The sequence below is a fragment of the Providencia sp. wls1916 genome, from assembly GCF_009706585.1.
Lineage (GTDB): Bacteria > Pseudomonadota > Gammaproteobacteria > Enterobacterales > Enterobacteriaceae > Providencia > Providencia lanzhouensis.
On record NZ_WLUL01000009.1, the window covers coordinates 314,709 to 328,767 of the forward strand.

14 protein-coding genes are annotated in these 14,059 nt (G+C 42.4%); 5 read left to right on the top strand and 9 right to left on the bottom strand.

Annotated features, from left to right (window positions below; translation table 11 throughout):
- Window positions 1–296: 296 nt before the first annotated feature.
- A complete protein-coding gene (gene ompW / locus GKR61_RS04655; protein WP_154599228.1) occupies window positions 297–938 on the bottom strand; it encodes an outer membrane protein OmpW in 642 nt (213 codons plus the stop codon).
- Window positions 939–1,345: 407 nt separating this feature from the next.
- On the opposite strand from ompW, the gene GKR61_RS04660 reads away from it, so the two are divergent.
- Window positions 1,346–2,101 (top strand): YciC family protein, encoded by a 756-nt coding sequence (locus tag GKR61_RS04660; protein ID WP_108478079.1) that lies wholly within the window; start codon window positions 1,346–1,348, stop codon window positions 2,099–2,101.
- Between the two features lie 76 nt (window positions 2,102–2,177).
- On the opposite strand, the gene GKR61_RS04665 is transcribed toward GKR61_RS04660, so the two are convergent.
- The gene (locus tag GKR61_RS04665; protein ID WP_154599227.1) at window positions 2,178–3,932 is read right to left on the bottom strand and encodes a SulP family inorganic anion transporter; all 1,755 of its coding nucleotides are present in this window, start codon (window positions 3,930–3,932) and stop codon (window positions 2,178–2,180) included.
- Between the two features lie 268 nt (window positions 3,933–4,200).
- Between GKR61_RS04665 and GKR61_RS04670 the strand changes: the two genes are divergently transcribed.
- Together GKR61_RS04670 and yciA are read left to right on the top strand one after the other, a co-directional pair.
- Complete coding sequence (locus GKR61_RS04670) at window positions 4,201–4,761, top strand: septation protein A (RefSeq protein ID WP_108478077.1); 561 nt, start codon at window positions 4,201–4,203, stop codon at window positions 4,759–4,761.
- A gap of 189 nt (window positions 4,762–4,950) precedes the next feature.
- Window positions 4,951–5,376: an acyl-CoA thioester hydrolase YciA gene (gene yciA, locus GKR61_RS04675; protein WP_006658727.1), complete on the top strand. Its 426-nt coding sequence runs from the start codon at window positions 4,951–4,953 to the stop codon at window positions 5,374–5,376.
- Window positions 5,377–5,439: 63 nt separating this feature from the next.
- Here the strand turns inward: yciA and GKR61_RS04680 are convergent, their stop codons facing one another.
- The gene (locus GKR61_RS04680; protein WP_154639581.1) at window positions 5,440–6,177 is read right to left on the bottom strand and encodes a TonB family protein; all 738 of its coding nucleotides are present in this window, start codon (window positions 6,175–6,177) and stop codon (window positions 5,440–5,442) included.
- A gap of 124 nt (window positions 6,178–6,301) precedes the next feature.
- Window positions 6,302–6,475, bottom strand: a complete 174-nt coding sequence (locus tag GKR61_RS04685; protein WP_132496008.1) for a YciY family protein — start codon at window positions 6,473–6,475, stop codon at window positions 6,302–6,304.
- Window positions 6,476–6,756: 281 nt separating this feature from the next.
- Here GKR61_RS04685 and cls point away from each other — a divergent pair, with 281 nt between their 5' ends.
- Together cls and GKR61_RS04695 are read left to right on the top strand one after the other, a co-directional pair.
- Complete coding sequence (cls, locus tag GKR61_RS04690) at window positions 6,757–8,217, top strand: cardiolipin synthase (RefSeq protein ID WP_036956524.1); 1,461 nt, start codon at window positions 6,757–6,759, stop codon at window positions 8,215–8,217.
- A 56-nt stretch (window positions 8,218–8,273) separates the two neighbouring features.
- A complete protein-coding gene (locus GKR61_RS04695; RefSeq protein WP_036956522.1) occupies window positions 8,274–8,606 on the top strand; it encodes an HI1450 family dsDNA-mimic protein in 333 nt (110 codons plus the stop codon).
- A gap of 47 nt (window positions 8,607–8,653) precedes the next feature.
- Here the strand turns inward: GKR61_RS04695 and GKR61_RS04700 are convergent, their stop codons facing one another.
- From GKR61_RS04700 to oppB, 5 genes are all read right to left on the bottom strand, one after another.
- Window positions 8,654–10,030 carry an SMI1/KNR4 family protein gene (locus tag GKR61_RS04700; RefSeq protein WP_154639582.1) on the bottom strand — a complete coding sequence of 459 codons (1,377 nt, stop codon included), beginning with the start codon at window positions 10,028–10,030 and terminating at the stop codon, window positions 8,654–8,656.
- Window positions 10,031–10,212: 182 nt separating this feature from the next.
- Window positions 10,213–11,211 (bottom strand): murein tripeptide/oligopeptide ABC transporter ATP binding protein OppF, encoded by a 999-nt coding sequence (gene oppF / locus GKR61_RS04705; protein WP_036956517.1) that lies wholly within the window; start codon window positions 11,209–11,211, stop codon window positions 10,213–10,215.
- Window positions 11,208–12,197, bottom strand: coding sequence for an ABC transporter ATP-binding protein (locus tag GKR61_RS04710; protein ID WP_036956515.1), 990 nt, complete (start codon window positions 12,195–12,197; stop codon window positions 11,208–11,210). The genes oppF and GKR61_RS04710 overlap by 4 nt, the downstream gene beginning before the upstream one ends.
- Before the next feature lie 11 nt (window positions 12,198–12,208).
- On the bottom strand, window positions 12,209–13,117 hold the full coding sequence (gene oppC, locus GKR61_RS04715; protein ID WP_108478075.1) for an oligopeptide ABC transporter permease OppC: 909 nt from the start codon (window positions 13,115–13,117) through the stop codon (window positions 12,209–12,211).
- Between the two features lie 15 nt (window positions 13,118–13,132).
- Window positions 13,133–14,053, bottom strand: a complete 921-nt coding sequence (gene oppB, locus GKR61_RS04720; RefSeq protein ID WP_036956512.1) for an oligopeptide ABC transporter permease OppB — start codon at window positions 14,051–14,053, stop codon at window positions 13,133–13,135.
- Window positions 14,054–14,059: the final 6 nt, after the last annotated feature.

Consider the following 14,059-nt stretch of genomic DNA (forward strand, 5'->3'; position numbering starts at 1 on the left):
TTTCCACTTTGCGGATAATATTTAAAATATATTAGGTAAAGTTACTCAGGCTAATTTAGTTTAAATATCCATCTTGATATTTAATTATAAAATTAAATTTTCACTCTGATTATTGGTCTTTTTTGATATTGTGAATTTAATGTTAAATAAAATATAAATGATTTAACATTGAGTTTTCTGCTTATTATATTCTTTATTCTCTAAAAACGAAAAATCCGGGAATAAATTCCCGGATTTCTTTACTGCTTTCTAATCCATTAGCGAGCAAGAATAAACTTGCCTAAGTCCTTAAGAAATTAGAAGCGGTAACCCACACCAAACATAAATACAAATGGGTCTAAACGTGTATCAACTTTAACGCGGTCTTCACCAGCTTTGAATTTAACTTCAGTATCGATATCCATCCACCACACAGAGGCATTTAACATCCAGTTATCAGTCAGGTTATAGTCCATACCAGCTTGCGCTGCAAAGCCCCATGAACTGGACAGGTCTAAATCACTTAAACCTGGGCCAAAGTTTTTACCTTTACTATTAAATTTCTCATCAAAGAAGAACGTATAGTTGAGACCTGCACCTAAATAAGGACGCAGTTTATCTTCTTTGCTACCAAAATAGTACTGCGCCATCAGTGTTGGTGGTAAATGTTTTACAGATGCAATTGTACCCAAATCACCTAAACTAACTTTATGTTCGAAAGGCGTTGCTGCTAATAACTCCACACCAATATTATCGGTGATCATATAACCGAAAGTTAAACCTAATTGGGTATTATTATTTGCATCAAATTTACCTAAGCCTAATACATCTTCAGAGTTCGCATTTGGTCTTACAGTAGCTGTACCTGCACGGAATAAAAAGTCGCCAGCTTCATGAGCAAATGAAGCCGCTGGAGCTAAAGTTGCAGCAGCCAATACAAGCGCAGTGAGTTTTTTCATTGTCAATCCCATTCCTATGTTTATTATTTAGCAAAAATATAGCCTATTCTTAAATTTAATATTCAAATCAAGATCACATCTTTTGCTAATTTATATATTTCTTAATAAAGCTGAGTTTATTATTCCATTACTGGTTTTTTCTATTTTGATTTGAATCAATTTTCATGAGATAACTATTAAAATAAAAAATGATTTTATATTAATGGCTAATTAAATCACGATTTAAATATATATTTAAAATACACCTTTAAGATTATTCTTTATTAATAGTGATACACTCATTTATGGTGTAGCACACTTATTTAGGCTAACTCCCAGACTTTTCTTATCTTTCTCTACCTATACGTCCGATACTCAGTTACAATCACCGTCAAATTTTTATTCTGTTTGTAGATAGGAGCAGTTACATGTCCATTTCGGCCAACTCACTCTTTCGTGACAGCATCAACTTTTTTAAAAACCAGTTGAATGGCCTCTTCACCATTGTGTTAATCGCCACCGCAATCAGCGTGATTGTCTACGCAATGTTAATTCCTAATGAACGGATGATTGGCGTGTTACTTGAAGCGCAGAACCAGCTACTTGATGCGGGCAATGCTGGGTTACAGAATTGGGTACTGAACTTACCTGAAGATGAGAAAAACAGCATTCTACGTGTGTCTATGGGCTTGATTTTATCCGTCGCATTGGGAAGCTTGGTCCTGATGTGCGGCGTGCTCTCTTATATCGCCAATTTATCTCGCGGTGAAGCTGTGAACGGGACTCAAGCATTAGTTTCATCATTACCTAAAGCCCCTGCGATGTTCCTGCTGCTGATTATCTGTTCCCTATTAATTCAGCTTGGTATCACCTTGATGGTACTTCCTGGTCTGATTTTGGCGATTGGCTTTTCTCTTGCCCCTGCCATTTTAATGAATGAAAAAGTGAATCCGTTTAATGCCATGGGCAGAAGCTGGAAGTTGGCATTTGCCAACTGGCGTATCGCTGCCCCAATGATTTTAATTTGGATGGCAACGCAAATGTTAGTCAGCATGCTGTTAAGCAGCCTGCAACTAAATCACATTGTGGTCAATGGTATTTCATTCCTGATCAACAACATGATTGCCGCTTTTGCCTTAATTTACTTTTTCCGTTTATATATGCTGAGCAGCAAAAACGCATAAATAGAAACAGATTTAATGATCAAAAAGGGCGTCTCTTCAAAGTGACGCCCTTTTGTTTTTCATCCTATCGATACCATTACTCTGACAACTTACTATTGACGGTTCCTTCCTCGCTCTCCTTGCGTTCTTCAACACTTTTTTGCTGAATATGCTGCTTACTCTGGATCAAGCGGATAGCGAAATAGATATCTGGCACCACCAGTAAATCATCATCAGAACGACTAATTTTATTTTGTGATAACCAACGGTTTAGAGATGTCCGTCGTCCTGCTAGCACCAGCGTGACCCCTTTCGCTTTTAATGACGTCACGAGCTCGTTAAGTGCCGAAAATACACTCACATCGTTATGGGTAAAGCTGACCGCTGCATCGACAATGACCCACGCCGGACGTTTACGTTCGCTATCTATATGCTTATTTAACCGATCTTTAAAATAGTTCACATTGAAATAGGTCAGCGGTGAGTTAAAACGATAAATCAGCACGCCTTCAACCGCCTGAATATCATTATCCGGGTTCATTGAGTGCAACATACCCTGCTCGTCAACACCCAATAACTGATCTGTCGGGCGGAATATCACCCGCAAAAATTGCAGCAAACCTAACAACACGGCAAAGCCCACTCCGCTGATCAAGCCGACCACTAACACCGCACATAAAGTAAAAACGCATAAGAAAAAGGCTTGTCGGTTACGTTTACGCATGGCATAAATGCTGCGAAAGCTGATCAGTGAAAATGTCGAGACCACCAGCACCATACCTAATGCGGGCATCGGAATATAACCCAGCAGATCTATTGAAAATAGCAATACCACCAAAATAGTGAGCGCAGCAATGACCGATACCATCTGTGTTTTACCGCCCATCATATCGTTCACAGCAGTTCGGCTACTGGCCGCACTCACAGCAAACCCTTGAGATAATGCAGAAGCGATATTCGCCATGCCTAAGGCTCGTAGCTCTTGATCAGCATCCACGGTATAACCATTTTTGCTAGCAAAGCTCCGCGCCGTCATCATAAAGCTCACAAAGCTGATGACTGCCAAGTTTAAGGATGGCGTCACCAAATCCCGCAATAAGCCGGGGTTAAAATCAGGAGCCGCTATCGAGGGTAACCCATTACCAAGATTACCGACGGTGCTAATGCCATATTGCTCAAGATTGAAAACAATGCTGGCGCTCGTTGCCAAGACCATCGCAATTAACAGTGATGGCCACTTACTGCGTATCCGTTTGATAACCATCGTCACAGTAAGTGTTAACACCGCCACCGCTAATGTCGGAATATGGGTTTCAGGTAGCGCAAGCGGTAATGCCACTAAACGCTCAATAAACCCGGAAGGAAGGGAATCAATACCGAAAATTTTACCTAGTTGACTGACAATAATAGTTAGTGCGACCCCATTTAATAACCCTTGTAAAATCGGCCCTGATAAAAAATCCGCAAACATCCCCAGACGAAAACGTGCCGCAATCAAGCACCATATTCCCGTCATTAAACTCATTACAATAATTAATTGCCAACGGGTATTCTCATCCCCCATCGCCAAGGGCGCAACGGCAGCGGCGATCACCGCACAAGTTGCCGCATCCGGTCCAATGATTAATTGTTTAGAGGTTCCAAACAATGCATACATCAGCATTGGTAAAATACAAGCATATAGCCCGACAATGGCATTGATCCCCATGAGTTCAGCATAAGCAATTGCCACAGGCAGCGCCACGGCGGCGACCGACAACCCCGCTTTCACATCCGGTCCCAAGTTCGCCAACTGATATTGGCTAAAGGTTTGTAAACCGGGCATCAGATTAAATAATCGCGCCTTTATCATGGGAAAAAATCTCTAAAAATTAATCAGTTAATTTCTTGTGTAGACTATTTATATCCGAACTATTAAAGTTTATCTAGGACTAAGTCAAATAAGGGTAAAATAGTGCAAATTTGATTGGTTTGCAGGCTTAACTCTTGGTAAAAAAGAGCAAACTTTTAACAATCTGCGCAAAATCAGTTAAACTACGCCACTATGTTTAAGTTGACTCCGTTTGAATTGACTATATTTAAGCTGACTATATTCACGTTAAGGATCTGAATCCACTGTTATGAAACAACTTATTGATTTTATTCCTTTGGTTATCTTTTTTCTCTTTTATAAGCAATACGACATTTATGTTGCTAGTCAGTCATTACTGATAACCACCCCAATTTCCTTACTGGTCACTTACTTCATTTATAAAAAAGTGGAAAGAGTGGCAAAAATCACCTGTGCGATTGTGATGGTATTTGCAGGGTTAACGGTGTTATTTCACAGCGCTGACTTTATCAAATGGAAAGTCACCATTATTTATGCTCTGTTTGGTATTGCTCTATTTGCGAGCCAATGGTTTACAGAAAAACCGCTCATCCAAAGAATGCTGGGTAGCAATCAAGAAATTAAATTAGCGGATAGCTATTGGTTAAAATTAAATACCGCTTGGGGTATTTTCTTTATTGCTTGCGCTGTTATTAATATTTACGTGGCATATTGGATGGCTGAGAGTGTTTGGGTCAACTTTAAAGTGTTTGGATTGACGGCTGGCACCTTAATTTTCACGATCCTTAGCGTGGTATATATTTTCAAACACATGACTAAAGAACCTCAGGCGGAAAAGCCAAAAGAGTAATTTATTTCTTCGAAATATTATGATGATAAATAAGCTGCGCACTTTCGCAGCTTTTTTATGCCTATCACAGTGATTTGTTACAATTATCTGTGACTGGATGTACTCTAGCGGTTTACTATACTTATGTTTGTTTGCTATAAATGAGCAACAAAATCATAGTGTTTAATTCCTTTTAATAAAGAGTTTGATATGCAATTACCTAACGGTGAACTCGTTTTACGTACTTTGGCAATGCCTTCAGATACCAATGCGAATGGCGATATTTTTGGTGGCTGGCTAATGTCTCAAATGGATATTGGCGGCGCGATTTTAGCAAAAGAAATTGCTCTGGGTCGCGTAGTAACAGTGGCAGTCAATGGCATAAAATTTCAAAAACCAGTTGCTGTTGGTGATGTTGTTTGTTGTTATGCTCGCTGCTTAAAAACAGGGAAAAGCTCCGTCACTATCAATATTGAAGTGTGGGTGAAAAAAGTGGCAACCCATCCTGTAGGTCAGCGTTATCAAGCTACTGACGCGGTATTTACTTATGTGGCGGTCAATGATGACAATACGCCTCGTGCATTACCTGAAGATAAGCAACACTTCGAATTAGAAAGTTCGCAGCCTCAAGCTTAATCATTCATATACAGTAAGGGCGCTTCATAAGCGCCCTTTTTTGATCCCGATATTTCCTAGCATTTAAGCTTGGCTTACTGTGCCATCTACTTTGAAGTAAATTTCAGTGGTATAACCTTTCGCTGGTAGCTTTTCATATTTCCAACGGTTCATTGCACGCTTCACATCGCGCTCAAACATCCCTTTAGGTGAAGCTTCAACAAACTCAATATTTTGCACTCGCCCATCTTCATCGATGTCATAGCGTACTTTCACATAACCATTTTTTCCTAAGCGACGAGCGCGGTCTGGATATTCAGGCGCTTGTTTACTTAATGCTTTTGGACCACGCTGACCAGTGGATTGGTTAGATGCTGTTGCATTATTTTTGACGTTAGTATCAGTTCCGCGCGTGCTGGTGACTTCTTTTGGTGTAGTATCTGTATTTGTGGATGGCGTTTTGTTCATCGCCAGTTGTTTTTCAACAGGTTTAACTGGCTCCTGTACTTTTTTCGGCTCTTTTTTAGGTTCTTTTTTCGGTTCAGGTTTCTTTTTTACTTCTGGTTTTTTCTGCGGTAAGACTATCGCTGGTTCAACAATAGGCTCGGGTTCAATGATAGGTTCAGGTTCAACCACAGGCTCTGGCTCTGCCTGTGTTTCAGCTGGTGGAGTGGCTGCTGGTTCAGCAAAAGAAAGCATTGCTATCGAGATTGGCTCCTCAGGTTGAGGAAATTTCGGTTGATTAAAAATCCATGCCATTGCCAAGCCCGCATGAATTGATAATGAAACAGCAATGATCACTAACAGTCTGATACCACGCATATGCAATTTTTACCCTACACCGTTTACTTATTGAATATGGCTAATAGTTTAAATGCAAATAGCAATCATATTCAATAAGGTTTAGCGAACAAAGTTAAAAATGTGAGTATAAACGTGAATACCCTTACTCAATCCACTGTGTAAATAACAGGGAATGACGGCGTTTATAGATGTCCATTTTGCGGAGCGAATAAATGTGCATATTGCGGCGAGAGTGTCTTTCTAACCAACGGCGACGGCGGCGAACGACTTGTCTTAGCATTCTCCAGCGACCCACTTCTTGCCTACTGCGTCTCATCTTTTTAATCCTTATCAGGTGTATGTTCGTAACAGCGAAATATTATATGCCTTTGCTCACGAGAACCAAGTGGAAGTTATCAAAGTGTTGATGAAATTTACCCCGTAAAAGAGAGGTAGATTCATTGAATTTGTCATTAATTGCACTTTTATCTATTTAACTCAGTTTTTATTCAGAACTTTTACTAAATTCTGGTATGTTTATTCTTAGTCTATATTTAATAAGACATATTTTCTTTTTTCGACTCTTTTTCTCTCTGTCAGTGAGGCTTGTTATCCATTATGGCAACCGTCTACACCTTAATGAGTTGGTTACTGTTTTTCCTGTATTGGTTAATTGTTGCTGGGGTTACTGTTCGTATCCTCGTCACACGTCGCCCCGTCACTTCGGCGATGACATGGTTACTGATCATTTATATCCTGCCTCTGGTGGGGATCATCGCGTATGCCGCATTTGGTGAACTCCATTTAGGTCGACGTCGTATCGATAAAGCCCATCAAATGTGGCCATCGGTTGCCACTTGGCTGGAAAATCTACGTCTCTCCAAACATATTTTTGCTAATGATAACAGCCCCGTTGCGGAGCCATTATTCCAACTGTGTGAGAAACGCCAAGGCATTGCAGGCGTCAAAGGCAACCGTATTCAATTACTGACCACCAGCGAAGACTCACTAAAAGCCATTGCCAATGATATTAATAATGCCAAGAACTCTATCGAGATGGTGTTCTATATTTGGCAGCCAGGTGGGCTTGTCGATGAAGTCACCGAAGCCCTTCTCAATGCGGCAAAACGTGGTGTTAAATGCCGCATTATGGTGGACTCCGCAGGAAGCTGGCATTTTTTCCGCAGTGATTATCCCGATAAAATGCGTGCCGCAGGGATTGAGTTTGTCGAATCTCTAAAAGTAAACCTTATGCGTTTTTTCCTGCGCCGTATGGATTTACGTCAGCATCGCAAAATCGTTGTGATTGATAACTATATTTCTTACACCGGCAGTATGAACATGGTGGATCCTCGCTACTTTAAACAAGATGCGGGGGTCGGTGAGTGGGTAGATATTTTAGTCCGTATGGAAGGCCCTGTGAGTACCACATTAGGGATTGTTTACGCCTTTGACTGGGAGATGGAAACCGGACAACGCATTTTACCGCCACCACCAGATAGCAATATCATGCCGTTCGAGCAAGATAACGGACATACCACCCAAATGATTGCATCAGGTCCTGGGTTCCCTGAAGAACTTATTCAGCAATCATTAATGACGGCGATGTTCTCAGCTCGTAAGCAGCTGATCATGACTACCCCATACTTTGTCCCAAGTGATGATTTACTGCATGCAATTTGTACCGCAGCGATGCGCGGCGTTGATGTCAGTATCATCATGCCACGCCATAATGATTCTTTCTTGGTTCGCTGGGCAAGCCGCTCTTTTTACACAGAATTACTAGAAGCTGGCGTAAAAATCTATCAGTTTGAAGATGGATTACTGCACACCAAGAGTGTCTGTGTTGATGGGGAATTAAGCTTAGTCGGTTCAGTGAACTTAGATATGCGCAGTTTATGGCTGAACTTTGAAATCACAGTCGTGATAGACGATAAAAGTTTTGGTAGCGATCTGACGCTGGTTCAGTATGATTATATGGCTCGCTCTACACGTTTAGATATTGAAGAATGGGAACAACGCCCGTTCTGGAATCGTGTGATTGAGCGTCTGTGCTATTTCTTTAGCCCATTATTATGATAATAGCTGTGATCAAATAGCTATTATCACCATTGCTTAACCGTTAGGAAAACGTCATGAGCCAGAACCCAAGTATTAACTTAATCGATGAAGATGAAATCATTGAAATTGCCTATGACCTTTTCCTTGAAGGTGCGATGGATAACTTAGAGCCTGCCGACCAAGTGATTTTCGCGTTACAGTTCGAAGAGTGTGGCGCGGCTGAAATTGTGCCATTTAGTCAAGATTGGCATATTCTTGCCACCCAAGGATTACCTTTAGCGCAAATGAGTGAAGTGGTGATCGGGCTTGCTAAAAGCCCAGAGGATGAAATTGACGATATCTTTGCACGAATTCTTATCAGCCGTAACCCTAAGCACCCTTTCCAACATATCGAATGGAAACAGTAATCCAAAATAAAAGATGGGGGAAATATTCCCCCATCTTTTATTAAACTTTATTCTGCTAAATCCAACTGTAAATGATGCTTCTTAATATAGTGACGTAGATTATTGCGAATATAGTCACTCTTATCTAATGGGTATTTTTCCCACGCCGCCACAATATACGGTTCCACCCCGTCGACAAACTCAGGGGAACGCGCGACAGCTTGGATCGCGGTTAATGCAACTTCACTCTTATCCGCAATCATATATTCAAAGTAATTAGTGACCTTTTGGCTAAAATTTACATCATGGGAAGCCGCATATAACGCACTGACGGCAATCTGACCATCCGCATGATTAAATAAGTGTTGGAAATCTTCCACTTTGACCGCTTGCAAGTCCTTGAGGATATATCCTGCAAAGCTCACCGTGTCTGCGTGTTCGCACTGTGCTAATTTGGCTAAAATAGCCGATTGAAACTTTGCTAAATCGGATTTTTGATACCAATAAATCAGCTGCAATCCACGATTGATTTGCACTGAATTTTGGCTTTCAAGCGTTTGGGCTAAATAGTCCGATGAAGCATCAACGGAGTATTTTGCTAATACTTCCAACGCCTTCACATGGTAAACGTTGAGTGTTTCGTTATCTAATATACGAGTGAGTTGCTCAATGCCCTTTTCCGATAATGACGGTAACTTTTTCAGTCCTTCTAGTGCTGCCAGCTTCGTCTTTTCATTATCGTCATGATGAAATAGGTTGAATAACGCAGTTTCATTGCCGCCCATTCGATGCCCAAACCAGCCTGTATCGTATTGCTGAATAATTTCATCCAGCCAGCGCTCATACCAATCCAAAAAGTGGCTTTCATAAGCAAACTGATACGGTGTTGGTGAGTCACACCATTCGTGGGTATAAACCAGTCGCCCAGCATGTTTTCCCGTCACCACCAGCAGAATGTCATATGTACAGCCGCAAGTCCCAAGGTAAAACAACCCTTGGTGAAGCAAGCTTTCCCGTGAGTCGTACTCTTCATCACTGCAATCTTCCGCTAAGTGGCTGAGTGTTTGCCACTCTTTATCGCTCATGGTTGGGCTAAGCACGCAAGGTAATGCCACCGAATCATAACGATTTTCGCTGTCTTCAAAACGTTCTACGCCGTAATAAGGACCTGCGCCACCATCGCCCAATTGCGTCATAAACTGCACATATTCTTGGGGTAAATTCACCCCAATTCGGCGCTGCCACTGCGCTATCTGTGCCATATCCAAAGGTGGGTTGAGCTGATAATGGTGGCTGTCCGCTCCGAACAACTCTTCATCGCTGTCCATTTGCTTAGCAAGGGGGAGTTTTTGTTGTATACATTGAATTTGGTCATCCGCATAACGCTGGTTGATGGCTTGCCATGTCTGATGTATTTGATGGATCTGCTGCAAGTGGTCACTCATTAATGGTTACTGTCCTATCAAGTTTTAATTATTTATTTTTAGCCTTTAATATCATAGCTAACTGATTATTTTAAGTAGCAATTGGGTTTGAATTCTCTGAAAATTGTTTCGCATAAAAAAGGCTCCGCTTTATAAATGATAAAGGGAGCCTTAATACAACAATAAAACGCAAATCTTACCAATTACAGTGGATCAATTTTCAAACAAGATACTGCGTGCTTGAAACTTCCTTCGAGTAATGGGCGGGTTTTGGCGCATTCTGCATCAGCACTTGGGCAGCGTGTTCTGAATACACAGCCTGAAGGCGGATTAATGGGCGATGGCAATTCCCCTTCAAGAAGCTCAATTTGCTTATTTTTTTCCTTATCTGGATCCGGTACTGGCACCGCAGACATCAATGCGCGCGTATAAGGGTGCAGCGGGTTGTTATACACTTCATCATAAGTCCCCAGCTCCACTGCATGTCCTAAATACATCACTAATACGCGGTCAGAAATGTGTTTTACCACCGCAAGATCGTGGGCAATAAAGATTAAGGAAAGTTTCATTTCCCGCTGAAGTTCTTGCAGTAAGTTCACCACTTGCGCTTGAATGGAGACATCCAGTGCAGACACAGGCTCATCACAAATCACCAATTTCGGCTCTAAAATCAGCGCCCGTGCAATCCCAATGCGCTGACATTGACCACCAGAGAATTCATGAGGATAACGATTGATCAGGTTCGGCAATAAGCCAACTCGCATCATCATTTTCTTTACTTTTTCAGTAACTTCTTTTTGTGGCATCTTCGGATGATAAGTTTTTAGTGGCTCCGCGATAATATCTCCAATCGTCATCCGTGGGTTTAAGGATGCCAGTGGATCTTGGAAAATCATTTGGATATCGCTACGCACATTACGCCACTGCTTGTCGTTCATGGTGAGCAAGTTTTGTCCTAACCATGTCACCGTGCCGCTAGTGGATTTAACCAAACCAATTAATGCACGCGCAAATGTGGATTTACCACAGCCAGATTCCCCCACCACGCCCAAGGTTTCCCCTTCGTATAAACGCAGTGTCACTCCATCGACGGCTTTTAAACTTTTATCCGGCTGCCAGAACCATTGTTGTTTATCTCTAATGGAAAAATGCACTTTTAAGTCATTGACTTCCAGCAGCACCTGCCTATTTTCTTGGCTCATACTAATTCCTCCACAGGCTTAAAGCAGGCACGTAAACGAGATTGTGCAAAACTGGATAATTGAGGCTCTTGCTCTACACAGTGTTGGTTTGCATATTGGCAACGCGGCGAGAACGGACACCCTTTTGGTAAGCGTAATAAGTTTGGCGGATTGCCTGGAATGGTGGCTAAGTTATCGTCATCACCATCTAAGCGTGGCACTGCTGCTAATAAACCCAGAGAATACGGATGAGATGGCTGATAGAAAATATCTCGTGCGCTGCCATACTCCATCGTGCGCCCCGCGTACATCACGAGTACCTTGTCACACACACCGGCGACAACCCCTAAGTCATGGGTAATTAAGATGATCGCGGTATCAAATTCCTGCTTCAGTTCATTCAGCAAGGTCATGATCTGCGCTTGTACCGTGACGTCCAATGCGGTTGTCGGTTCATCGGCGATCAGCAATTTTGGTTGGCACAGTAGCGCCATCGCAATCATCACACGCTGGCGCATACCACCAGAAAACTCATGCGGATACATATTCATACGTTTACGGGCTTCCGGCATTTTTACCGCATCCAGCATGCGTACAGATTCTTCAAAAGCCTCTTTCTTGCTCATCCCTTTGTGCAGCATCAACACTTCAGATAACTGCGTACCGATTTTCAGGTATGGATTGAGGGAGGTCATAGGGTCTTGGAAAATCATGGAGATCTCTTCCGCACGCATGCGGTTAAGCTCTTTCTCCTTGAGGTTTAAAATCTCACGTCCATTAAACATGGCAGAGCCACCTACACGACCATTTTTTGCCAGTAACCCCATCAAAGCAAAAGCAGTTTGGGATTTACCCGAACCGGATTCCCCCACAATTCCCAGTGTTTCCCCTGCACTCAATTCAAAATTGAGTTTATTCACCGCGGTCACATCCCCATCTTGGGTAGCAAATGTGACGTTTAAATCCTGCACTGATAATAAAGGGCTTTTGCGTGTTGAATGTTCCATAAATTAGCCCCTTAGCGATCTTTCGGGTCGAGAGCATCACGTAAGCCATCGCCGATAAAGTTGAAACAAAACAGCGTGATAACTAAGAATCCTGCGGGGATCAGCAGTAACCACGGTGTGACTTCCATAGAGTTAGCGCCATCACTGAGTAAAGCACCCCAGCTACTGAGCGGCTCTTGAGTTCCTAAGCCAAGGAAGCTTAAAAATGATTCAAACAGAATCATACTTGGGACTAATAATGATGCGTAAACCACCACCACCCCCAGTACGTTAGGGACGATATGACGCAAGATAATGTGACGCGTGCTGACACCACAAACTAATGCCGCTTCAATAAACTCTTTGCGTTTTAATCCTAATGTTTGTCCACGCACGATACGCGCCATATCCAGCCATGACACCATCCCAATGGCGACAAATATCAGCAGGATGTTGGTACCGAATAAAGTCACTAACAAAATAACGAAAAACATGAACGGGAAGGAGTTTAAAATCTCCAGTAAGCGCATCATGATAGAGTCAACTTTACCGCCCACATAACCTGCCAGTGAGCCATATAAGGTTCCGACCACCACCGCGACTAATGCTGCCGCAACGCCAACCATTAAGGAAATTCGTCCACCAATTGCCACACGCACAAGTAAATCGCGCCCAGAAGCATCGGTACCAAAATAATGTCCGGTCGCCCAATCAGGTGGCGTTGACATCATTTCCCAGTCGGTATCGTCATATAAAAATGGCGATAACATCGGGGCAAAAATCACAAACATCGTAATACAAAACAGCACACACAGGCTGACAATCGCCGCACGGTTATGCATAAAGCGTCGTCTTGCATCTTGCCAAAGGCTGCGCCCTTCAATATCTAATTGCTCAGAAAAGTTTTCCAGAGCTTCACTATTTTTGTTGTTTAGTAACATAGTGTTTCTCCGGTCTTAGTAACGAATTTTCGGGTCGATGACGGCGTACAGCACATCGACGATAGCATTAAAGGCAATGGTCAATACCCCAACTAAAATCGTTAAGCTAAGCACTAACGAGTAATCACGGTTTAATGCGCCATTGACGAACAACTGTCCAATTCCCGGTAAGCCGAAAATGGTCTCAATCACCATGGAACCCGTGATGATCCCCACGAATGCAGGTCCCATATATGAGAGCACTGGCAGTAATGCAGGTTTTAACGCATGGCGGAAAATAATGGTACGCAGCGGTAATCCTTTTGCGCGCGCAGTACGAATAAAGTTTGAGTGCATGATCTCAATCATCGAACCACGGGTAATACGCGAAATACTGGCGATATACGCCAAAGAGAGTGCCACCATCGGTAAAATCATGTGCGTGACGTTACCACCATCCCAACCTCCACCGGGGAGCCATTTCAAGTGAATGGCAAAAATCAGCACCAAAAGTGGTGCCACAACAAAGCTTGGGATGACAACCCCCGTCATGGCAAATCCCATGACTGTAAAGTCCCATTTGGTATTTTGATTTAATGCGGCAATCACCCCCGCAGTAACACCAAATAACACGGCAACCACAAAGGCTGTGGCGCCTAATTTTGCAGACACGGGAAAGGCTTTCGCAACTAAATCGTTGACGCTATAGTCTTTATATTTGAAAGAAGGACCGAAATCCCCTTGAGAAAGTTGGAATAAGTAGCTGAAATACTGCTTATACATTGGGTCATTAAGGTGATATTTCGCCTCAATGTTAGCCATGACTTCGGGTGGAAGCTTACGTTCACCAGTAAACGGGCTGCCCGGTGCGAGTCTCATCATAAAAAATGAGATGGTAATAAGAATAAATAAAGTCGGAATTGCTTCAAGCAAACGACGCAAAATAAATTTAAACATTGCCCT

Bases quoted from the DNA above. Each gene is read 5' to 3' on its own strand.
- oppC (WP_108478075.1), bottom strand. From the start codon at position 13,117: ATGTTACTAAACAACAAAAATAGTGAAGCTCTGGAAAACTTTTCTGAG.
- oppB (WP_036956512.1), bottom strand. From the start codon at position 14,053: ATGTTTAAATTTATTTTGCGTCGTTTGCTTGAAGCAATTCCGACTTTA.
- oppF (WP_036956517.1), bottom strand. From the start codon at position 11,211: ATGAGCCAAGAAAATAGGCAGGTGCTGCTGGAAGTCAATGACTTAAAA.
- ompW (WP_154599228.1), bottom strand. From the start codon at position 938: ATGAAAAAACTCACTGCGCTTGTATTGGCTGCTGCAACTTTAGCTCCA.
- GKR61_RS04680 (WP_154639581.1), bottom strand. From the start codon at position 6,177: ATGCGTGGTATCAGACTGTTAGTGATCATTGCTGTTTCATTATCAATT.
- cls (WP_036956524.1), top strand. From the start codon at position 6,757: ATGGCAACCGTCTACACCTTAATGAGTTGGTTACTGTTTTTCCTGTAT.
- GKR61_RS04695 (WP_036956522.1), top strand. From the start codon at position 8,274: ATGAGCCAGAACCCAAGTATTAACTTAATCGATGAAGATGAAATCATT.
- GKR61_RS04700 (WP_154639582.1), bottom strand. From the start codon at position 10,030: ATGAGTGACCACTTGCAGCAGATCCATCAAATACATCAGACATGGCAA.
- GKR61_RS04665 (WP_154599227.1), bottom strand. From the start codon at position 3,932: ATGATAAAGGCGCGATTATTTAATCTGATGCCCGGTTTACAAACCTTT.
- yciA (WP_006658727.1), top strand. From the start codon at position 4,951: ATGCAATTACCTAACGGTGAACTCGTTTTACGTACTTTGGCAATGCCT.
- GKR61_RS04660 (WP_108478079.1), top strand. From the start codon at position 1,346: ATGTCCATTTCGGCCAACTCACTCTTTCGTGACAGCATCAACTTTTTT.
- GKR61_RS04710 (WP_036956515.1), bottom strand. From the start codon at position 12,197: ATGGAACATTCAACACGCAAAAGCCCTTTATTATCAGTGCAGGATTTA.
- GKR61_RS04685 (WP_132496008.1), bottom strand. From the start codon at position 6,475: ATGAGACGCAGTAGGCAAGAAGTGGGTCGCTGGAGAATGCTAAGACAA.
- GKR61_RS04670 (WP_108478077.1), top strand. From the start codon at position 4,201: ATGAAACAACTTATTGATTTTATTCCTTTGGTTATCTTTTTTCTCTTT.